This window comes from Sphingomonas sp. CFBP 13603 (genome assembly GCF_014892665.1).
Taxonomy (GTDB): domain Bacteria; phylum Pseudomonadota; class Alphaproteobacteria; order Sphingomonadales; family Sphingomonadaceae; genus Sphingomonas.
On record NZ_JADBIA010000009.1, the window covers coordinates 62,582 to 81,713 of the forward strand.

General features: G+C 66.3%; 17 protein-coding genes and 1 tRNA gene. 7 read left to right on the forward strand and 11 right to left on the reverse strand.

Going from position 1 to position 19,132, the window contains the following annotated elements:
• Positions 1–172 precede the first annotated feature (172 nt).
• A complete protein-coding gene (locus IFR23_RS14150) occupies positions 173–370 on the forward strand; it encodes a hypothetical protein (protein ID WP_192976471.1) in 198 nt (65 codons plus the stop codon).
• Positions 371–611: 241 nt separating this feature from the next.
• Here the strand turns inward: IFR23_RS14150 and egtD are convergent, their stop codons facing one another.
• The 4 genes from egtD to IFR23_RS14170 all read right to left on the reverse strand — a co-directional run bounded on the left by egtD (position 612) and on the right by IFR23_RS14170 (position 3,869).
• Positions 612–1,589 (reverse strand): L-histidine N(alpha)-methyltransferase, encoded by a 978-nt coding sequence (egtD, locus tag IFR23_RS14155; RefSeq protein WP_192976472.1) that lies wholly within the window; start codon positions 1,587–1,589, stop codon positions 612–614.
• On the reverse strand, positions 1,589–2,857 hold the full coding sequence (gene egtB / locus IFR23_RS14160) for an ergothioneine biosynthesis protein EgtB (RefSeq protein WP_192976473.1): 1,269 nt from the start codon (positions 2,855–2,857) through the stop codon (positions 1,589–1,591). Before egtB ends, egtD begins: the two co-directional genes overlap by 1 nt.
• 48 nt (positions 2,858–2,905) lie before the next feature.
• Entirely contained in the window at positions 2,906–3,490 is a 585-nt protein-coding gene (locus tag IFR23_RS14165; RefSeq protein WP_192976474.1) for a cob(I)yrinic acid a,c-diamide adenosyltransferase, read from the reverse strand.
• A 148-nt stretch (positions 3,491–3,638) separates the two neighbouring features.
• Positions 3,639–3,869 carry a twin transmembrane helix small protein gene (locus tag IFR23_RS14170; protein ID WP_056052241.1) on the reverse strand — a complete coding sequence of 77 codons (231 nt, stop codon included), beginning with the start codon at positions 3,867–3,869 and terminating at the stop codon, positions 3,639–3,641.
• Positions 3,870–3,952: 83 nt separating this feature from the next.
• Here IFR23_RS14170 and IFR23_RS14175 point away from each other — a divergent pair, with 83 nt between their 5' ends.
• A complete protein-coding gene (locus tag IFR23_RS14175) occupies positions 3,953–4,303 on the forward strand; it encodes a DUF3147 family protein (protein WP_056489776.1) in 351 nt (116 codons plus the stop codon).
• 300 nt (positions 4,304–4,603) lie between these two features.
• Here IFR23_RS14175 and gluQRS read toward each other — a convergent pair whose 3' ends face one another.
• Entirely contained in the window at positions 4,604–5,437 is an 834-nt protein-coding gene (gene gluQRS, locus IFR23_RS14180) for a tRNA glutamyl-Q(34) synthetase GluQRS (RefSeq protein WP_192976475.1), read from the reverse strand.
• A gap of 89 nt (positions 5,438–5,526) precedes the next feature.
• On the opposite strand from gluQRS, the gene IFR23_RS14185 reads away from it, so the two are divergent.
• The 3 genes from IFR23_RS14185 to ppc all read left to right on the forward strand — a co-directional run bounded on the left by IFR23_RS14185 (position 5,527) and on the right by ppc (position 9,274).
• Complete coding sequence (locus IFR23_RS14185; RefSeq protein WP_056052248.1) at positions 5,527–6,093, forward strand: HNH endonuclease; 567 nt, start codon at positions 5,527–5,529, stop codon at positions 6,091–6,093.
• 25 nt (positions 6,094–6,118) lie between these two features.
• Positions 6,119–6,493, forward strand: coding sequence for an EF-hand domain-containing protein (locus tag IFR23_RS14190; RefSeq protein WP_093398527.1), 375 nt, complete (start codon positions 6,119–6,121; stop codon positions 6,491–6,493).
• Positions 6,494–6,598: 105 nt separating this feature from the next.
• Positions 6,599–9,274: a phosphoenolpyruvate carboxylase gene (gene ppc / locus IFR23_RS14195; protein ID WP_192976476.1), complete on the forward strand. Its 2,676-nt coding sequence runs from the start codon at positions 6,599–6,601 to the stop codon at positions 9,272–9,274.
• Between the two features lie 149 nt (positions 9,275–9,423).
• Here the strand turns inward: ppc and IFR23_RS14200 are convergent, their stop codons facing one another.
• A complete protein-coding gene (locus IFR23_RS14200) occupies positions 9,424–9,816 on the reverse strand; it encodes an acyl-ACP thioesterase domain-containing protein (protein WP_192976477.1) in 393 nt (130 codons plus the stop codon).
• Positions 9,813–11,867: a S9 family peptidase gene (locus tag IFR23_RS14205; protein WP_192976478.1), complete on the reverse strand. Its 2,055-nt coding sequence runs from the start codon at positions 11,865–11,867 to the stop codon at positions 9,813–9,815. Before IFR23_RS14205 ends, IFR23_RS14200 begins: the two co-directional genes overlap by 4 nt.
• A 627-nt stretch (positions 11,868–12,494) precedes the next feature.
• Here IFR23_RS14205 and IFR23_RS14210 point away from each other — a divergent pair.
• Entirely contained in the window at positions 12,495–14,303 is a 1,809-nt protein-coding gene (locus IFR23_RS14210; protein WP_192976479.1) for an aminopeptidase P family protein, read from the forward strand.
• Here IFR23_RS14210 and IFR23_RS14215 read toward each other — a convergent pair.
• Positions 14,296–14,433, reverse strand: a complete 138-nt coding sequence (locus tag IFR23_RS14215; RefSeq protein ID WP_192976480.1) for a hypothetical protein — start codon at positions 14,431–14,433, stop codon at positions 14,296–14,298. The genes IFR23_RS14210 and IFR23_RS14215 overlap by 8 nt on opposite strands.
• 89 nt (positions 14,434–14,522) lie before the next feature.
• Between IFR23_RS14215 and IFR23_RS14220 the strand changes: the two genes are divergently transcribed.
• Positions 14,523–14,597, forward strand: a tRNA-Thr gene (locus IFR23_RS14220).
• A 66-nt stretch (positions 14,598–14,663) separates the two neighbouring features.
• Here the strand turns inward: IFR23_RS14220 and IFR23_RS14225 are convergent.
• From IFR23_RS14225 to IFR23_RS14235, 3 genes are all read right to left on the reverse strand, one after another.
• Positions 14,664–15,407, reverse strand: a complete 744-nt coding sequence (locus tag IFR23_RS14225) for a class I SAM-dependent methyltransferase (RefSeq protein ID WP_107963289.1) — start codon at positions 15,405–15,407, stop codon at positions 14,664–14,666.
• Between the two features lie 67 nt (positions 15,408–15,474).
• Positions 15,475–15,747 (reverse strand): DUF1488 family protein, encoded by a 273-nt coding sequence (locus IFR23_RS14230; RefSeq protein ID WP_107963084.1) that lies wholly within the window; start codon positions 15,745–15,747, stop codon positions 15,475–15,477.
• A gap of 78 nt (positions 15,748–15,825) precedes the next feature.
• The gene (locus tag IFR23_RS14235) at positions 15,826–19,032 is read right to left on the reverse strand and encodes an autotransporter outer membrane beta-barrel domain-containing protein (protein ID WP_192976481.1); all 3,207 of its coding nucleotides are present in this window, start codon (positions 19,030–19,032) and stop codon (positions 15,826–15,828) included.
• Positions 19,033–19,132: the final 100 nt, after the last annotated feature.

A 19,132-nucleotide genomic window follows, 5' to 3' on the forward strand; every position in this document is an offset into this window, starting at 1 on the left:
CTGGTTAGGCGAGGAAAGCGGAATGGCCGTTATTGGGAAGGCAGAAAGCGTTAGCGGACGTTGGCTGATGCTGCGGCCATTCTCAAAAAGGATGGTACATCAGGATTTTTTCAAAGTTCACGCAGATCCGTTATCAGGGCGTATCACATCAACCTTTTGATAGGGGGTAACGTTGCAGACGATCGTATTCGAGGGATGGGGCCTGCGGATCACCTGCGAAGACGACCTTTATATAGCTGAATACGACAGCGGAGAGCCGGCCGGTAGCCGACTTCTTCAGCGTTCGATAACGGCTGAGCAAGCGGCTCGAGCAATGCAAAGCGAAGACAGCGCTCATCGTGTTCTGCTGGAGGTGGACGATATCCGCTGATCCGAGCGGGTTTCCCGATTAGGAACGCATAGCGAGACAGTCGCCGGAGCGATCACGGCCAGAGCCGTCCAAGGCACCCCGTTTCCCAAAATCTGTTCCCGATTGCTCTTTCCCGAGATGGCCTTTCGGAGACGGAGAAACGGGAAAGATCGCGCTTAACGAATGGCCAGTCTTGGGAGCCCGGATCGCCATCCCCAACGACCGGAAATGGGCGATACTGCATCAAGCCGTCGCCCCCTAATCAGGGCGCCGGCCGCTCCACCTGGGCCTCGGCCAGATACACCCCGAACAGCCCTTCGGGATCGGTCCACGCCGCCACCGGCGTCCACCCGCCCGACCGCAGCAGGATCCGCGCATCCCGCGCGCCATACTTATGCGAATTTTCGGTGTGTATCGTCTCGCCCGCAGTCATTTCGAACGATCGCCCATCGACGGTAAACGCGACATCGCGCACCGCCTCCAGATGCATCTCGATCCGTGCGCGATCGTCGTTCCAGACCGCCTTGTGCCGGAACGCGTCAACCGGGATATCGCCGTCCAGTTCGCGGTTGATACGCTCGAGCAGGTTCAGGTTGAACGCCGCCGTCACGCCCTGCGCATCGTCATATGCCGGGACGAGCACGTCCTCGCCCTTGATCCGGTCCATCCCGATCAACAGCATCGCGCCGACGCCGAGCGACGACCGCATCGCGCGCAGCAGATCGACAGCCATCAGCGGAATCATGTTGCCGATCGTCGACCCCGGAAAGAAGCCGAGCTTCGGCGTATCCGCGATCGTCTTCGGCAAGCTCAACGGCCGCATGAAGTCCGCCTCGAACGGCAGCACCAGCAGATCCGGAAACTGCTCGCCCAGCACTTTCGACGACTCCCGCAGGAAATCCCCCGAGATATCGATCGGCACGTATACCGACGGTGCAACGGCATCGAGCAGGATCGGCGTCTTGGTCGACGATCCCGAGCCGAACTCGACGACCGCACGCCCTTCGCCCGCAAGCGTCGCCACCTCGGGACATGCCGTTTCCAGGATCGACCGCTCGGTCCGCGTCGGATAATATTCGGGCAGATCGGTGATCTTCTCGAAGAGCTCCGACCCGCGCCGGTCGTAGAACCAGCGCGCCGGGATCGCCCGCGGGCGGCGGGCCAGGCCGTCCAGCACGTCCGCACGGAATTGCGGGTCGGCGAGCGTCTGCTGGCCGTCCTCGATCTCAGGCTTCAACATCAGATATCTTTCGCGAGACGCACGCCGGTGAACTGCCACCGTTGGTGCGGATAGAAGAAATTGCGGTAGCTCGGCCGGGCATGGCCACGCGGCGTGGCACAACTGCCACCGCGCAGGATGAACTGCGAACTCATGAACTTGCCGTTGTATTCGCCGACGGCGCCGGCCGCGGTCACGAAACCGGGATACGGGCGGTACGCGCTGCCGGTCCACTCCCAGACATCGCCGAAAAACGCCGGGCCATTCGCCGCCGGCCGAGGCTCGACCGGACCCGCCACGTCCATCTGGTTGCCGCCGTTCGCATCATGCGAGGCCGCCGCCGCCTCCCATTCGAACTCGGTCGGCAACCGTGCGCCGGCCCAGCTCGCATACGCATCCGCCTCGAAGAAACTCACATGCGTCACCGGTGCCGCCGGATCGATCGCGCGCCGCCCGTCGAGCCCGAACCGCGTCCAGCCCGCCTCGCCCTGCTCCCAATAGAGCGGCGCAACGATGCCCTCGGCCTTCACCCACGCCCAGCCATCCGCCAGCCAATGCCGCGCTTCGGTATAGCCGCCATCGGCAATGAACGCCGCCCATTCGCCGTTCGTCACGGTCCGGTCGGCGATCGCATGCGGCACCAGCAGGGCGGCGTGCCGCGGTCCCTCGCAATCGAACGCGAACCCGTCGCCGTCATGCCCGACCTCGACGATCCCGCTCTCGCGCGCGATCCAGCCGATCGGCCCCGGCATCTCGACCGGTACTTTCCGCGGCGCCGGCCACATCGCGGGCTCCAACGGGTTTTCGGAAAACATGTGAAGGATGTCGGTCACCAGCAATTCCTGGTGCTGCTCCTCGTGATGACACCCAAGCGCCACCAAATCCTGAGCATCCTCCGACAAGCCGGGCAGCGCATCGAGTAGCGCCGCATCGACATGCGCGCGGTACGCCCGCACTTCGTCGAGCGATGGCCGCGTCACCATCCCCCGCCGATCGCGCGCATGGCGCCGGCCCTCGGCTTCGTAATAGCTGTTGAACAGGAACGGGAACCGCTCGTCGTGGAGCGCATAACCGGCGACGTGATCGCGCAACACGAAGGTCTCGAAGAACCACGTCGTATGCGCCAGATGCCACTTGGTCGGCGACGCGTCGTCCATCGACTGCACCGTCGCATCCGCATCCGACAGCGGCGCGGCCAGCGCCAGCGTCAGCGCGCGTACGGCGGAAAAGCGCTCGCTCAGTTCCGATGATGGAGCGGCGTTTGGATCTGGACGAACAGGCTGCGGCATCGATTATCCTTCAATGCGTCGCCCAGTACCGCAACGCTCGAACGCCGATCACGCCTGCGCGCGCGTAGCCCCCGGTCGCCATAGAACGTCGCCGGCCCCGTTTTGGTTCACCGCCCGCGACGCCACGAACAGGAAATCGGATAGCCGGTTAACATACGCTAATGCCGCCGGATTCAGCAGCATATCGTGCGTCGCCGCGACCGCGGATCGCTCCGCGCGTCGCGAAATCGCCCGCGCCAGATGTAGCGCGGCGGCCTGCGGCGACCCGCCCGGCAGGATGAAGCTCCGCAACGGCGCAAGGTGCGCGTTCATCGCATCGATCTCGCGCTCGAGTCGCTCGACCTGCGCCGGCACGATCCGCAGCACCATCTCGGAAGGCGCGAATCCATCGTCACCGGCGGGGGTCGCGAGGTCGGCACCAACATCGAACAGGTCGTTCTGGATCCGCTCCAGCGCGGCGGCGAGCGGATCGTCGCCAAGCGCCACCACCGCCACGCCGATCGCGGAGTTCGCTTCGTCGACATCGCCGATCGCCTGCATCAGCGCACTGGCCTTCGACACCCGCGAGCCGTCGACCAGCCCGGTCGTGCCGTCGTCACCCGTTCGCGTGTAGATCTTGTTGAGCTTGACCATCGGTCGATTCCTTCTGTCCGACCATGCTGTGCCACAAGTCCGTCACCCCAGCGAAAGCTGGGGTATCCCTCGTGGCTCGCGACATCCGCCTAACGTCGAGATCCCAGCTTGCGCTGGAATGACGGTGGTTAGCAAAGCGCGTTAGACCCTAGTTCCGCCCCGCCGCGAACAGGATCACGACCACGATCAGGATCGCCAGCGCCTGGAAAAAGATCCGCTGCTGCATCATCCGATTCGATTTGAGCGACGCCGCGCTCGGGCCGTTGCCGTCGCGAACCTGCGCCGTCCCCTCCTGCAGGAACGACACGACGCCCCGCACCAGGGCCACGACAGTCGCGATCATCGCCGCGATCAGGAGGATGACGAGGAATGTGTTCATGACAGGAATGTAAGCGCACCGGATGCTGCTAGCAATGGCCGTAGCAGTGTTGCGGAACCCTTCGTGATGCGTGCAAATGCTGCATGTTATACTTGACGCTGAAAGCCTTGATTTCCGGCATTCTTATCGCCGCCGCCTCGGAGATCGCCAAGCGCTATCCCGGCTTCGGCGCGCTCGTGGCGTCGCTGCCGTTGGTGTCGGTGCTCGGCATGATCTGGCTCTGGCGCGACAAGCCCGACCCTCGGACGATGGCCGCGCACGCCGGCGCGACCTTCTGGTACGTGCTGCCGTCGCTGCCGATGTTCCTCCTGATCCCGGCGCTGCTGCGACATGGTGCGCCGTTCTGGGTGTCGCTGGTAGCGGGGTGCGTGCTGACGATAGCGCTGTATGCGGCGATGACGTGGGCCGCGCCGAGGTTGGGGATCGAGCTTTAGCCTCCATCCCAACTCAGAGCGCCACCCCGGCGAAGGCCGGGGCCCAGTTGGAAAGGTCGCAGTAACGAAGCGCAGCGCCCCGTTGGCAACGTCCCCCAACTGGGCCCCGGCCTTCGCCGGGGTGGTGGCACGTTACAGGCGTCGTACCCCCCTCCTTGTTTCCCCGCGAAGGCGGGGATCCAGGCTGGGCTCCCGCCTTCGCGGGAGAACAAGGAAGTGCAGACTGCGAACTTTTACGACGGCACCGCCGCCGAAAGTTACAAGCACCGATTGATCCCCGCGCTGACCGCTGGAAACCGGTCACCCCCCACTCCGTACCCAAGCCGCCAGCACCACCCCATCCTCACCACCATCCCGCATCTCCGCCAGCGACAAAGCCCCATCCCGCTTAGCCAACCGCCGCCCCGCGGCATCCACCACCAACGGATGATGATGATAGCGCGGCATCGCCAACCCCAGCAAAGCCTGCAACACCCGGTGCACGTCCGTCGCCGAAAACAGGTCCACCCCGCGCACCACATCCGTCACCCCCTGCGCCGCATCATCCAGAGTCACCGCCAGATGATAGCTCGCCGGCGCATCCTTCCGCGCCAGCACGACATCCCCCTGCGCCAGCGGATCGGCGACAACCGTCCCCGCAATCGCATCGTGCCACGAGAGCACGCCGGCAATCACCACAGCCTTCGCCATGTCGAGCCGCCAGCAATGCGCCACATCCCCCCGCGCAGCGACCTCCTCCGCGCTCAAACCGCGACAAATCCCCGGATACACCGGCCCGACATCCCCCTGCGGCGCCGACGCGCTCGCCGCGATCTCCGCCCGCGTACAGAAACAGGGGTAAACCAGCCCGCGCGCCTTCAATGCCTCTAGCGCAACATCATACGTCGCCAGCCGCTCCGACTGAGACACCAGCGAGTCCCACCGCAACCCAAGCCACGCCAGATCCTCCAAAATCCCCGCGACGAACTCGGGCCGACTCCGCGTCCCATCGATATCCTCGATCCGCAGCAGGAACCGCCCGCCCCGCTCCCGCGCGTAATCGTGCGCGCGGATCGCCGACACCGCATGGCCCAGGTGCAACCGCCCCGTCGGGCTCGGCGCGAACCGCGTTACGACCGGTCCGTCGCTCAGCATGCTTGACCGACCGCCACGCGGCGTGCTGTCATGGCGGTGTCATCGCTGTCGTCCATAGGGCGCTCTGCGAAGCCTGAGTGGGAGGAGCCGTGTTTCACCCCGATCTGATGCGTCATCCGGATGGTTGTCCGGCGCTCGTGCTCAATGCCGATTACACGCCGCTTTCCTACTATCCGCTCAGCGTCTGGCCGTGGCAAACCGCGGTCAAGGCTGTCTTCCTCGACCGTGTCGACATCGTCGCCACCTATGAACGCGAAGTGCGCAGCGCCAATTTCGCGCTGAAGCTGCCCTCGGTGATCGCGCTCAAGCAGTTCGTCCGACCGTCCCAATTTCCCGCCTTCACCCGCTTCAACCTGTTCCTGCGCGACAAGTTCACCTGCCAATATTGCGGCAAGCTGCGCGATCTCACCTTCGACCATGTCGTCCCCCGCGCGCAAGGCGGTCGTACCACGTGGGAGAACGTCGTCACCGCCTGCTCGCCCTGCAACCTCAAGAAAGGCGGCCGCACCCCGAAACAGGCGGCGATGCCGCTGCATATCGAGGCGATCCGCCCGACCAACTGGCATCTCCAGGAACACGGCCGCAGCTTCCCGCCCAACTACCTGCACGACACATGGCACGACTGGCTGTACTGGGACATCGAACTCGAAGCCTGACGGCATCGATACGACGGGAGATTCTATGCAGGTGAAACTGGTAGCGGCGCTCGCCGCGACGGGAATTCTGGTGTCCGCGTGCGGCGACAAGGACGCGCAGCGCGCACAGGCCGACGCCAACGCGGTCGGCTTCGTGCCGCCCTCGGTAACCTCGCGGCTCGATTTCGGCGCCAGCATGGAACGCCGCTTCCGCACGCTCGACCGCAACGGCGACGATCGCGTCACCAAGGACGAGCTCCCCTCGCCCAACACGCGCATCAAGGCGTTCGACCGCAACAAGGACGGCGTCATCACCGCGATCGAGTGGAGCGAAGGCACGCTCGCCTGGTTCGACCGGATGGACCTGAACCACGACGGCACGGTGACGTCGGAAGAGCGTGCGGAGTCGCGTAAGCGCTGATCTGTGCAATAATCTGTCGCCTAAACCACTAAACAAGCGACTATTTAGGCGTGTCGCGCGGTGTTCGTTGTTGACCTGATCCCTGCCGCAGCGCAGCAGGGAATCATGGCAAGTCTCCCCGCAATCGCGAACAATTCCGACATCCGCTTCCTCGGCAAACTGCTCGGCGACGTCATCCGCGCCTATGGCGGCGAGCGTCTGTTCGCGGCCACCGAGACGATCCGAAAAGCGTCGGTCGAGCGCCACCGCGACGCCTCCGAAGGCAAGCCCGGCGACGATCGCGCGGTCGATCTCAGCCTCGAAAAGCTCAGCCTCGACGAGACGCTCGATTTCGTCCGCGGCTTCATGCTCTTCTCGATGCTCGCCAATCTCGCCGAAGACCGCCAGGGCATCGCCGCGGAAGACGGCGCCGACCTCGCCTCCGCGATCGCACAACTCGAATCCGAAGGCATCGACCGCGCCCAGATCCGCACGCTGCTCGACCACGCGCTGATCGCCCCAGTGCTCACCGCGCACCCGACCGAAGTGCGGCGCAAGAGCATGATCGACCACCGCAACCGCATCGCCGAGCTGATGGGCCTGCGCGATCTCGGCCGCGACACCACGCCCGACGGCGACAGCGTCGACGACGCGATCCTCCGCCAGATCGCTTTGCTCTGGCAAACCCGCGTCCTGCGCCGCGACCGCCTCTACGTCACCGACGAGGTCGACACCGCGCTCAGCTACCTGCGCGACGTGTTCCTCCCCGCGCTCCCCGCGCTCTACCAGCGCTGGGACCGCGCGCTCGGCGAACGCACGCCGAGCTTCTTGCGCCCCGGCAGCTGGATCGGCGGCGACCGCGACGGCAACCCCTATGTCACCGCAGACTCGCTCAAGACCGCGCTGTCTAAGGCGAGTGAAGCCGTGCTCGGCTACTACTGCGACGCGGTGCACGCACTAGGCGCCGAACTCTCGATCTCGACCGAGCACGCCCCCGCCGATGCCGCGGTGCAGGCGCTCGCCGACGCCAGCGGCGACGATGCCGCCAGCCGCAGCGACGAGCCCTATCGCCGCGCACTCTCCGGCATCTACGCCCGCCTGTCCGCAACGCACGACACACTCACCGGCAAGCACGCCCCCCGCCCCGGCCGTCTCGTTGGCGAGCCCTATGCCAACCCCGCCGACTTCCGCGCGGACCTCGTCACGCTCGCGCACGGCCTCGGCATCGCGCTCAAGACCGGCGGCGCGCTCGGCCGGCTGATCCGCGCGGTCGAGACGTTCGGCTTCCACCTCGCCACCTTGGACCTTCGCCAGAACAGCGCCGTCCACGAACGCGTCGTCGCCGAACTGCTGAAAGTCGCAGGCGTAGAGGATGATTACCTCGCGCTCGACGAAGACGCGCGCGTCGCGCTGCTCCGCCGCGAGCTCGCCAACGCCCGCCCGCTCACCTCACGCTTCGCCGAATATTCCGAAGAAACCGCCGGCGAACTCGCGATTGTCCAGGCCGCCGCCGACGCGCACGCCGCCTACGGCCCGGCGTGCATCACCAACTACATCGTCTCGATGGCGCAGTCGGTCAGCGACCTGCTCGAAGTAAACCTCCTGCTCAAGGAAGTCGGCCTCTACCGCCCCGGTGAAACCCCGACCGCAGCGATCATGGCCGTGCCCTTGTTCGAGACGATCGGCGATCTCGAAGCCGCCCCCGCCGTCATGACCGCCTGGTTCGCGCTCCCCGAGATCGCCACCATCTCCAAGGCGCGCGGCCATCAGGAAGTGATGATCGGCTATTCGGACAGCAACAAGGACGGGGGATATCTCACCTCCACCTGGCAGCTCTCGAAAGCCTCGACCGCACTAAAACCCGTCTTCGCCGCCGCCGGCGTCGGCATGCAGCTCTTCCACGGACGCGGCGGCGCGGTCGGGCGCGGCGGCGGCTCGGCGTTCCGCGCGATCCGCGCGCAGCCCTCGGGCACCGTCCAGGGCCGCATCCGCATCACCGAACAGGGCGAAGTCATCGCCGCCAAATACGGCACGCGCGACGCCGCGATGACCAATCTCGAGGCGATCGCGTCGGCCACGTTGCTCGCAAGCCTCGAGCCCGAACGCCTCTCCAATGCCGACAACGCAAGCTTCTCTGCGGCAATGGACACGCTCAGCGACACCGCTTTCCACAGCTACCGCGACCTCGTCTACGGTACGGAGGGCTTCCGCACCTTCTTCCGCCAGATGACGCCGATCGCCGAGATCGCCGGCCTCAAGATCGGCAGCCGCCCCGCCAGCCGCACCAAATCCGACCGCATCGAAGACCTCCGCGCGATCCCCTGGGTATTCAGCTGGGCGCAGGCGCGCGTCATGCTCCCCGGCTGGTACGGGGTCGGCCGCGCGATCGCCGATTTCGAGGACAAGGCGCTGCTGAAGGACATGGCGCAAGGCTGGCCGCTCTTCGCCTCCGCGCTGGCCAACCTGGAGATGGTGCTGGCCAAGTCCGACATCGGCATCGCCGAACGCTATGCCGGGCTGGTCGAAGACGACAAACTCCGCGAGATCTTCACCACGATCCGCGACGGCTGGCACCAGACCCATGACGGGCTCCTCACGGTAACAGGCCAGTCCCGCCTCCTCGAAAAGCACCCCGCCCTGGACGCCTCGATCCGCCTCCGCCTGCCGTATATCGAGCCGCTCAACCTCCTCCAGATCGAACTGATCAAACGCCGCAGAGCAGGCGAGGACGACCCGCGGATAGGCGAAGGCATCCTCCTCTCCATCAACGCAATCGCCACCGCCCTGCGAAACAGCGGCTAAACTCCCTCGCCCCTCCGGGGAGAGGGAAGGGGCCCGCCGCGCTTGCGGTGGGAAGGGAGAGGGGCGTGAGGCTCAAGACGCCAATTCCCAACGCCCCTCACCCTTCCGCGACTACGTCGCTCCCTCCCTCTCCCCGAAGGGTAGAGGGACTAGGAATAAAACGGCGCAGCGACATCCTCACGCACCCGCATCAACCGCCCGGTCGCCCGATCCAGCAAAGCCCAGGTCGTCACCGCCTCCAGCTTCACCCGGCCGTCATCCCCGACAAACCGCACATGCCGATCGAACCGAGCCCCCTTAGGCGCCCCCTCGACCCAAGTCTCACCAACGACCGTCTCCCCCGCGACGACACTACCGCGGTAATCGATCTCATGCCGCGTCACGACCCACACATACGCCAGCTTGTGCTCGGCCGGCGCCACAGCCTCCCAATGCGCGGTCGCGATGACCTGGATCCACTGCACCCAGACCGCATTGTTCACATGCCCAAGCTCGTCGATATCCGCGTCCTGCGCCGTGATCGAGAGCGTGAACCGGCTCACCCCGCGACGCCCAGCTGCCACAGCACGAACGCGTGTTCCTCCGCGCCCTCGCGCAACGACTCGAACCGCCCCGACTTGCCGCCATGCCCCGCGCCCATGTTGGTCTTGAGCAGCAGCACATTGTCGTCGGTCTTCATCAGCCGCAGCTTCGCCGCCCACTTCGCCGGCTCCCAATAGGTCACACGCGGATCGTTGAGCCCGCCAGAAATGAACATCGGCGGATAGACCTGCGCCTTCACGTTGTCGTACGGCGAATAGGACCGGATCAGCGCGAACGCCGCCTCGTCCTCGATCGGGTTCCCCCATTCGGGCCACTCGCCCGGCGTCAGCGGCAGGCTCTCGTCGAGCATCGTGTTCAGCACGTCGACGAACGGCACGTCCGCGATCACCGCGCCCCACAGCTCGGGATCGGAATTGACCACCGCCCCCATCAGCTCGCCGCCAGCCGACCGCCCCGCGATCGCGATCTTCCCCGCCGACGTCCACTTCGCGTCGACCAGCGCCTTCGCCACATCGACGAAATCGTTGAACGTATTCGCGCGCTTCTCCAGCTTGCCATCCAGATACCATTGCTGACCCAGATCGTCGCCACCCCGGATATGCGCGATCGCATAGGCGAACCCGCGATCGAGCAGGCTCATCCGCCCGGTCGAGAAGCCCGGCGGGATCGCATAGCCGTACGCGCCATACGCATAGAGGAACAAAGGCGCCGACCCATCGCGAACGAACCCGGCCGGATACACGATCGAGACCGGGATCTCCGTCCCGTCCCGCGCGACGATCTTGAGCCGCTCGGTCGCATATTTCGCCGCGTCATACCCGCTCGGGATCTCCTGCACCTTGAGCATCGTCCGCTCGCCGGTATCGACGTCATAGTCGTACACCGTCCCCGGCGTGACCATCGACTCATACCCAAGCCGCAGCACCGTCATGTCATACTCGGGATTATCCCCCAGCCCTGCGACATAGCTCGCCTCGGGGAAGTCGATCCGCTTGCCCTCGGTCGGCGTCTCGTACCGGTGGATCGCGATCTGATCGAGGCCATCCTCGCGCCCGTCGACCACGAAGAAGTCCTGATAACACTCCACGCCCGTCATGTAGAAATGCGGCGACGCCGGAATCAGCTCGCTCCACGCATCCGGCTCCTCGACCAGCGCGGTGCAAAGCCGAAAATTCGGATCAACGTCGTTGGTGTGGATGAACAGCGTCCCGTCATGCTCGTCCACATCATATTCGCGGCCCACCTTCCGCGCCGAAACGAGGATCGGCACCGCCAGAGGCTCATGCGCAGGCAGCAGGTACAGCTCGCTCGTCACATGGTCGCTGGTCGCGATCACGATCCATTTCCGCGAACTCGTCTCGCCGACGCCGACGCGAAAGCCCTCGTCCTCCTCGTGGAACAGTACGACGTCCTCGGAGATCGGCGTCCCCAACCGGTGGAACCGCGCATTGTCGGTCCGCCACTGCTCGTTCGCCAGCCCGTACAAAAAGCCTGCATCGTCCGCGGTCCAGACGATCTCGCTGAGCATCCCCGGGATCACGTCGGGCAGGTGCTCGCCGGTATCCAGGTCCTTGACCCGAACCTCGAACCGCTCGCTCCCATTGTCGTCGATCGCATAGGCGAGATAGCGCCCGTCATTGCTGATCGAGAACGCCCCGAGCCGGAAATACTCGTGCCCCTCCGCCAGCGCCGGCTCGTCGAGCAACAGCTCGTCGTCACCACCCGCAACGGGCTTGCGCCACCATTTCTTGTACTGCCCGCCGGTCTCGTACGCGGTCCAGTAGAGCCAATCGCCATCCTTCTGCGGCACCGAGGATTCATCCTCCTTTATCCGTGCCTTCATCTCTTCGTAGATCGTGTCGGTAAGCGCTTCGTGCGGCGCCATCTGCGCTTCGAAATACACATTCTCGGCAGCGAGATACGCGAGCACGTCGGCGTCATCGACCTCCGGATAGTTCGGATCCTTCAGCCACGCATACGGATCCTCGATCGTCACGCCATGCGTGGTGAAGCTGTGCGGCCGCTGTTCGGCGATGGGGGGCGTGGTCATCCCGGTGTGTTAGCCGGGCGGAGGGTGGAAGCCAAACGCTGCGGCGTTGGGGAGAACCGATCCCCGCACAACCACCACCCCGGCGAAGGCCGGGGCACAATTGGAAAGATCGCGGTAACTGCGCGCAATCCCTCGTTACCGTCGTCCCCCAATTGGGCCCCGGCCTCCGCCGGGGTGGTGGCGGCTCGTGCGAGCTACCGTAAACCAACCCTGTTTCCCCGCGAAGGCGGGGACCCAGTCTGGGGTCCCGCCTTCGCGGGAGAACAAGAAGCGGAAACGTACGATAGCAGCGAAGAATACCACCCCGGCGGAGGCCGGGGCCCAGTTGGAAAGGTCGAAGTAACGACGCGCTGCGCTTAGTTAGCGACATCCCCCAACTGGGCCCCGGCCTCCGCCGGGGAGGTGACGAAAGTTGGCCGTAGACACAGCAACGGTTTTGAGCCCCGCCCGCACCCGCTGTCCTACACATCTGCTTTCTGTCACAACGCCCGGCATCGACCGTGACCGCCCGATCCGCATCCATATCCATGCCGTCGTACCCGCACCCGACGCCCACCAGGGGCATGTATTGAAACCTCGCCAGCGTCTGCACTTTCTATACTTCACTTTTGACGAGAGACCGAACCGATGACCCCGACCGCCCGCTTAGCCGACCGCCTCGCGGCCCTCCGCGCCCAGCTAACTGCCGATAAACTCGACGGTTTCGTCATCCCGCTCACCGATGAACACATGAGCGAATATGTCGGCGGCTACGCGCAGCGCCTCGGCTGGCTCACCGGCTTCGGCGGCTCGGCCGGCACCGCGGTCGTCCTCGCCGACCGCGCCGCGATCTTCACCGACGGTCGCTACACGATCCAGGTCCGCGAACAGGTCGACGGCGCGCAGTGGGACTATGCCGACGTCCCCCAGACCAGCCCCGCCGCCTGGCTCGCCAAGCACGCCCCAGAAGGCGGCCGGATCGGCTACGACCCGTGGCTCCACACCGGAATTTGGGTCGCCGACGCCACCACAGCCCTCGCCGACCGCGACGCGACGCTGGTAGCGGTCGACACCAACCCCATCGACGCAATCTGGACCGACCGCCCCGCCCCCTCCCCCGCCAAGCTTACCGTCCAGCCCGACCAGTTCACCGGCGCCTCCTCCGCCGAAAAGCGCGCGAAGATCGCCGACTGGCTCTCCGAGCAGAACGCCGACGCGGTCGTCCTCACCGCACTCGATTCGATCGCCTGGGCGCTCAACATCCGCGGCGGCGACGTCGATCACACCCCCGTCGCACTGTCCTACGCGATCGTGAGCGCGGACGGCACGACCGACCTGTTCGTCGCCCCCGACAAGCTCGACGACGCCGTCCGCCAGCATCTCGGTAACGCGGTCCGCCTCCATGATCGCAGCGCGTTCTCAGCGGCCCTCAGCACCTACACCGGCAAGCGCGTCGCCGCCGATCCCGAACGCGCGGTCGCCGCGATCACGCAGGCGCTCCAGGCCGGCGGCGCGAAGATCCTCCCCCTCCGCGACCCCGTCGTCCTCGCCAAGGCCATCAAGAACCCCGTCGAGATCGCCGGCCACCGCGCCGCTTCCGCCCGCGACGGCGCCGCACTCGCGCGCTTCCTCCGCTGGGTCGAGAGCGAATGCGTTAAAGGCGGTCAGACCGAACTCAGCGCCGCCGCCAAGTTGCTCGCCTTCCGCGAACAGACCGGCGTCCTCAAGGACACGTCGTTCGACACGATTTCCGCCACCGGCGCGCACGGCGCGATCCCGCACTACCACGTCACCGAGGAGTCGAGCGCGCCGATCGAACCCGGCCAGCTCTACCTGATCGACTCCGGCGGCCAGTATGCGGACGGCACCACCGACGTCACCCGCGTGATGCCGATCGGCGAACCGACCGACGAGATGCGCGACCGCTTCACCCGCGTCCTGAAGGGCCATATCGGCATCGCCACGGCGGTCTTTCCCGACGGCACGATGGGCGGCCAGATCGACGCGTTCGCGCGCCGGCCGCTCTGGGAAGCCGGCCTCGATTTCGGCCACGGCACCGGCCACGGCGTCGGTGCGTATCTCGCGGTGCACGAAGGCCCGCAGCGGATCGCCGCGCCCAATTACCCCGGCGGCGCGGCGATGGAGCCGCTGCGCGCCGGCATGATGCTCTCCAACGAGCCCGGCTATTACAAGGCCGGCGAATACGGCATCCGCATCGAGAACCTGATCCTGATAGAACCGCGTGATATCCCCGGCGCCGACCGCGCAATGCTCGGCTTCGAGACGCTCACCTTCTGCCCGATCGAACGCACGCTGATCGAGCCGACGCTGCTGACGGCAGGCGAGCGCCAATGGGTCGACGATTATCACGCACAGGTGCTGGCGGTCCTGACCCCCGAAATGACCGATGCGGAGGATCGCACCTGGCTCACCGCCAAATGCGCGCCGCTCAGCTAGACGGCTCGTCCTTGATCAGAGGCGCAGCCCCGACGGCCCGCGCCTGCGCCTTCCGCCGCCGCAGATTCTCGCGCAGCGCAGCCGCCATGCGCTCGGCCTTCTCCGCCGCCTTCCGATCCCGATCGTCCATAAATACGCCCTATATCGGGCCGCGATGCCTTGACAACCGCGCCGCCCTCGTCTCTTAGCCCCACTCCGCCGGCAGCGATGCCAGCGAGTGCTGCCGTAGCTCAGTGGTAGAGCGCATCCTTGGTAAGGCTGAGGTCGTGAGTTCAATCCTCACCGGCAGCACCAGTATTCCCCGGCTGGTCGACGATCCGAAGCGACGTCGACCAGCGCGGACCACCCAAACAGCGCCGCTTACGGCTTCCTGAACTTGTAGACGAACTGGTCGGTCTTGCCGCGGATCTCAGGGTCGAACACCGCCTTGCTGTGGTCGTCCGCCGGATTGCGCAGCACGGTCGACTCGCCGACGAACTTGAAGCCCGCCGCCTGGACCTGCGCCTTCACCGCCGCCGGATCGATCCGGTGACGCGTCTCGGTGCCGCTCATGCCCGTCCCAGCGGCATCCGCGTGATCGATGACGATATACGTGCCGCCGCGCTTGAGCATCCGGAACACCGCGCCGTCGAACGCGCGCAACGCCGGTTCGCCCGCGCCCTTGTTGGGGATGTCGTGGTAGTTCTGCGCGGTCCAGACCAGGTCGACTGGCACCGGCGAGGTCGGCAGGTTGGTCGTCTGTACCTCTGCGGTGACGTTGGCGAGGCCACGCGCCTGCAACGCCGGTAGCGACTTCTCCGCGTACTTGGCCCCGGATGCGGGCCATACCGCATAAACGCGACCCTTGGGACCGACCACACCCGAGAAGATCCGCGTCCAATACCCGGCACCCGGAAGGTAATCGACGACGACGTTGCCGGACCTGACTCCCGAGAAGGCCAGCACCTCGGCCGCCTTGCGCCGCGCGTCGTCGCCCTGTTGGTCCGTCCGTGCAGGGTCGGCCAGCGCCTTGGCGATGGCCGGGCTGGCCTTCTGCGCACCTGCGGGCACTGCACCACCGGCAATTGCCACTGCCATCGTGGCGCCCATCCAGATCGATTTCATCATCCGTCTCCCACCGGTCCGGACGATAGTGCCGGATTCGGTGGGGAGGATCGTCCCGAAGACCGCGCTAGTCCAGATCGTTCTCGCTGATCACGACGATCTCCTGATCCGGATCACGCGCGAGGGCAACGACACCGAGGTCGGCGATCTCGTCGGCATGCTGTCGGAAGATCGCCACCGCATCGCCCTCGGGCGATACCGTGCTGAGCGCTTCGAGCACATCATATTGCACCGCGAACTGATAGCGCTCTTCGCTCACCTCGGCCTCGAACTCGACCTGGCGCAGGTCGCTGTTATCCTCGAGAGTCTTGGTATCGATGTTCAGACGGTCGTCGGCCATATGTTCACTCCTCGCTTATGCGCGGACAACAGTCCGGAGGCGGAATCGAGCCATCCCCGATCCCGAAAAGCTGTCGCCTCAGAGCCCGATCTGCAGGCTCGCGCGCAGCGACAGCGCGACGCGGCCCTGCTGCTGCTCGGCGTTGAACTCGCCGCCCATGCGGAAGATGCCGTTGCCACCGACGCCGCGCAGCTTGCCGACCCAGCCGCTGGTGCGCTTGTCAGGAGTCAGCGTGAACGACTGGCCGCCCTCGAACGATGCGGTGGTCGCGCCGAGCCCGCCACCAACGAGCTGCCGGCGTCCGCCCTCGGCTTCGACGCGGAACCAGCCGTCCTGATACTCGGGACCACCGAAGTTCAGCCCGAGCGCGCCGCTACCCGTAACCGCCAGCTCGTCGCTCGTGCGTGACCTGACGACGAGGTCGATCGCCTTGCCGCCGCCGGTCTCGCCATAGCCGTCTTCCTTCAACTTGTAGTAATCGATCGCGAGCACCGGGCGGAAGATCAGCATGCCCTTGCCTGCTTCATACGACAGCCCGCCGGATGCGGCGTAGAGCGTACCGTCCCACTTGCCCTTCGCGGTCCGGGCAACCGCCTCGCTGCCGATAGCACCGGTGAACTGCCGGATACCGTCGAACTTCACCTTCGCCCCCGACGCCCGCGCGTTGGCCTGCAGCCTGCCCCAACGCCCGCGCCAGTATCCGGCCAGCTCATACTGGTCCGAATTCACTTCATTGTCCGTGCCGTCGTCCGCGTCCTGTCCGTGGAGATAGGCGATCGAGGTGCCGAAGTTGCCGACGCCGGTCTTGTACTCCGCGCCTGCCGAGACGCCCCAGCCGCTGATGTCATAGCCTGCGGTATCAGCGACGCTCTTCGACGTTCCCCACGCGACCTGCGTCACCCAATAGCCCCATTTGCCCTCGTCCTTGAACGGGCCGTGCGGGTCGGCGAGCACGCGGGCAGTCGCGCGCGAGCCCATCGTGACCGCCTCGAACGTGCCGCCGGCATGGTCGGGCAGCATCTGGCGGACCGAGCCGCGGAACGCGTCGGCCTCGGTAATGTTGAGAAACGCGCCGCCGATCTTGGCGTCGTTGCCGAGCGCCTTGTAGATCGCATCATAGGCCGATGCCTGGGAACGGTTGAGCCCGAGTTCGGTCGACGATTTGCGCGCCACGTCGACCGCGAGGTCGTTGCCCGTGCCGGTCGCGATGCTGCCCTTGTAGAGGAACGGGAGCAACGTCGTGGTCGCGGTAAGGTTTGCAGCGCCCGTCAGCGTGCCGGCGCGAAGGACGGTGTAGCGCCCTTCCGCATCGACGACGCTGGTGAGCTTCAGGGCGAGCTTCGAATCCTTGTCGAACGCAGCCGTGCCCGCGACCTGGATCATCGTGCCGGTGCCGCCGGTCTTGTCGAGCGTTACCGCCAACACGCCGCCACCGGTCACCGAAAGCGAGGCGATCGATGCCGTCTTGGTGATGTCGAGCGTTCCGCCGTTGACCGCGACCGCAAGGCCGCCGGCATTGGCGAGCGTGCCGGAGAAGCGCGACGTGCCGCCGAGCGTCAGCGTGTCGGTACCGCCGCCAAAGTCCGCCGCGCCGCTGAACACCGAAGTTCCGGCGAGCGTGAGCGCGTCGTTGCCTGCACCGAACACTGCGCCGCCGGTGAAATTGGCGTCGCCCGAAAGCGCCAGGCGGTCGTTGCCGGTGCCGAAGCGCGCGGTACCGGCGACCGTGCCGTCCGCGACATCGAACACGTCGTTGCCGCTGCCGAAGCGCACGTCGCCGACGATCGCTGGCGCCGCGATGCCGGTCGCGACCGCGGTCTGGCGAACGATCGTGCCGGTGGTGTTGGCCGAGAGATCGATCGCGACGTTGCGCTCGGAGGTGGCCAGCGCGCCCGTTGCGCCGATGCCGCCGCTGTTCTCGACCAGCGTCACGGTGCCCGACCGATCGAGGATGGCGATCGCGGTGCCGTCGGCGGCCTGCGCGGTCGCCTTGATCGTGCCGCTGTTGCGGATCGTGGCGACGGATGCGCCGGTGTCGATCAGGACCGCCGTCGAACGCGATGCGGTCGTGCCGCCGCCTGCCGCGGAGATTGTGCCGGCATTACGGATCTCGGGCGTGGATGCACCCACGCCAAGCTTCAACGCGGTCGCACTCGCGCCGTTCGCGGTTGCCGCCACGGTGCCGTTGATGCCGATCCCGCCGGCGATCGTCACCGCGCCGCCAAGGCCACCGATCGCCAGGCCGTTGCCCTCGACCCCGCCATAGACACCGTTGCCCGCGATGCCGCCATCGACGATCAGGCCGTAGCCGGTCCCCGTCCCCGCCACCGCACCGATCGCGACCGTCCGCGTGGCCGAGCCGATCTGTACGGCGGGCGCCGCGCCGTAGGAGGTGATCGCGGCCGAGCCTTCGGTGGCGTCGGGAAGACCGTCCTTGTCCTCGTCGGCATCGGTCGTGCTCGCGTCCTTCGGCGGGATCGCGAAGATGATTCCACCCGACACGTTGCCCGCGACGACCAGCGCGGATCCGCCCTGCAACAGGTCGTCGGCGTCGAGCTTGGTCGTATCGGCCGGCGCCGTCGCATAGCGATAGCCGGTCGAGCCGAGCGCGCCCTGCACCACCAGCGCACCCGCGATGTCGCCATCGACGCGTGCGGCGACCGCGCCCTGCCCGATCGCCGCGATCGTGCCTGCGAGCCGGACGTTGCCGGTGACGTCGGCGATCCGCACGCCGGTCGATCCGTTGCCGGTGACCGTGGTCTGGCCGTTATGCGTGAAGGCACCGGTCAGCGGCCCGCCGAGCCAGATGCCGACGGAGTTGTTGCCCTTCACGGTGATCGCGCCGCTGTTGACGATCGCGCCCGTGTACGCGCCCGCGGTGCGGATGCCGGTGCGTCCGGTGCCGGCCGCGAACGGACCGTCGAGGTCGCCGTCCTTGTCGGTGTCGGTCGCGACATAGCTTTCGTCGATGATGATCTTGCCGGTCGCCGCGTTGGTGATTCCGCCGCCGGTGCCTGCGTTGGCGAGGATGCCGGTCGATCCGTCGGCGTTGGTGATCTGGATCGTGCCTTCGTTGGCGACCGAATTGACGCTGTCGACGGTGACTGCGGTGCCGGTGGTCGGCGTCACCGAACCGGCGGCGGCGATGCGGATATTGTCGGGCGTACCGGCCTTGATCGTCGAGGTCCGCACCGCGTCGGTCCGCTTGGTGTCGATCACGGTCTGCGCCTGGGCGCCCGTCGTTACCGCGAACAGGCAGGTGGTGGTCAGCAGGAGACGACGCATACGGAACCCTTTTCGATGTGTTTTCGAGAAGAGGACGGAGACGCGGCTCGCGAACCTTGAAGCGCGCTCCATTATCGTGCGGCACAATGGCCGAGGCGGC

Bases quoted from the DNA above. Each gene is read 5' to 3' on its own strand.
- IFR23_RS14205 (WP_192976478.1), bottom strand. From the start codon at position 11,867: ATGACCACGCCCCCCATCGCCGAACAGCGGCCGCACAGCTTCACCACG.
- egtD (WP_192976472.1), bottom strand. From the start codon at position 1,589: ATGTTGAAGCCTGAGATCGAGGACGGCCAGCAGACGCTCGCCGACCCG.
- gluQRS (WP_192976475.1), bottom strand. From the start codon at position 5,437: ATGCTGAGCGACGGACCGGTCGTAACGCGGTTCGCGCCGAGCCCGACG.
- IFR23_RS14225 (WP_107963289.1), bottom strand. From the start codon at position 15,407: ATGAAATCGATCTGGATGGGCGCCACGATGGCAGTGGCAATTGCCGGT.
- ppc (WP_192976476.1), top strand. From the start codon at position 6,599: ATGGCAAGTCTCCCCGCAATCGCGAACAATTCCGACATCCGCTTCCTC.
- IFR23_RS14165 (WP_192976474.1), bottom strand. From the start codon at position 3,490: ATGGTCAAGCTCAACAAGATCTACACGCGAACGGGTGACGACGGCACG.
- IFR23_RS14215 (WP_192976480.1), bottom strand. From the start codon at position 14,433: ATGGACGATCGGGATCGGAAGGCGGCGGAGAAGGCCGAGCGCATGGCG.
- IFR23_RS14230 (WP_107963084.1), bottom strand. From the start codon at position 15,747: ATGGCCGACGACCGTCTGAACATCGATACCAAGACTCTCGAGGATAAC.
- egtB (WP_192976473.1), bottom strand. From the start codon at position 2,857: ATGCCGCAGCCTGTTCGTCCAGATCCAAACGCCGCTCCATCATCGGAA.
- IFR23_RS14175 (WP_056489776.1), top strand. From the start codon at position 3,953: ATGTTATACTTGACGCTGAAAGCCTTGATTTCCGGCATTCTTATCGCC.
- IFR23_RS14210 (WP_192976479.1), top strand. From the start codon at position 12,495: ATGACCCCGACCGCCCGCTTAGCCGACCGCCTCGCGGCCCTCCGCGCC.
- IFR23_RS14170 (WP_056052241.1), bottom strand. From the start codon at position 3,869: ATGAACACATTCCTCGTCATCCTCCTGATCGCGGCGATGATCGCGACT.
- IFR23_RS14190 (WP_093398527.1), top strand. From the start codon at position 6,119: ATGCAGGTGAAACTGGTAGCGGCGCTCGCCGCGACGGGAATTCTGGTG.
- IFR23_RS14235 (WP_192976481.1), bottom strand. From the start codon at position 19,032: ATGCGTCGTCTCCTGCTGACCACCACCTGCCTGTTCGCGGTAACGACG.